Below are 601 nucleotides of genomic sequence, written 5' to 3' on the forward strand. Positions count from 1 at the left end.
GCCTTTTTTGGCAGCATGGTTTTTCCGGCAAGGGAAGTGTGGCTATGGCAGCCTTTGGCGAACGCATTGATCCGGACGCTTCGGGTAAATGAGGGCGCGTAAGCTTTTTGTCCTTGATTGGGAAAGGAGAGAGGCAGATGTTTGACAATTTGCTAAGAGCACTGAGTGCCGGAATTTTTGGCGCTGAGTATTCGTATGTCGTACGGGGAGCGACTGCAAAATGCACGCAAGGCACAGACCCCGGAGTGCTGAACTTGCCCACATGCCATGGTGTGTACAGCCGGGGAAAACCCGTCATGAACGTCGCCGATCACGAATCCGGAAAAAATATAGGCTGCTTTGGATTTTGCAAGCTGACCGGAAACGTCTGTGTACCGCAGACACCGTCCAAGTGGTCAGACGGAAAAGACGATGTGCTGGTAGACAACGAACCGGCTTTACTGAGCAAGTCGCAACTGGTTTGTTCCGCTTCGGGCATCATTACGATTGAAACGGACGGGCAAGATTGACGCAATCCGGCGACCTGAAAAGGGGAGGGGAGTATCATGCAGGCAACGGACGGCGTCATGACTTATCACGATTTGCGAATCGTCTGGCCATA

1 protein-coding gene is annotated in these 601 nt (G+C 52.6%); it reads left to right on the forward strand.

What is annotated here, in order from left to right; all coding sequences use genetic code 11:
* The first annotated feature begins 137 nt into the window (after nucleotides 1–137).
* Nucleotides 138–509 (forward strand): DUF4280 domain-containing protein, encoded by a 372-nt coding sequence (locus AC27IT_RS27865; RefSeq protein ID WP_025844495.1) that lies wholly within the window; start codon nucleotides 138–140, stop codon nucleotides 507–509.
* Nucleotides 510–601: the final 92 nt, after the last annotated feature.

It is taken from the genome of Brevibacillus sp. YAE8 (assembly GCF_057543335.1).

Excerpts from the sequence above, each read along its gene's own strand:
- AC27IT_RS27865 (WP_025844495.1), top strand. The coding sequence starts at position 138 with ATGTTTGACAATTTGCTAAGAGCACTGAGTGCCGGAATTTTTGGCGCT.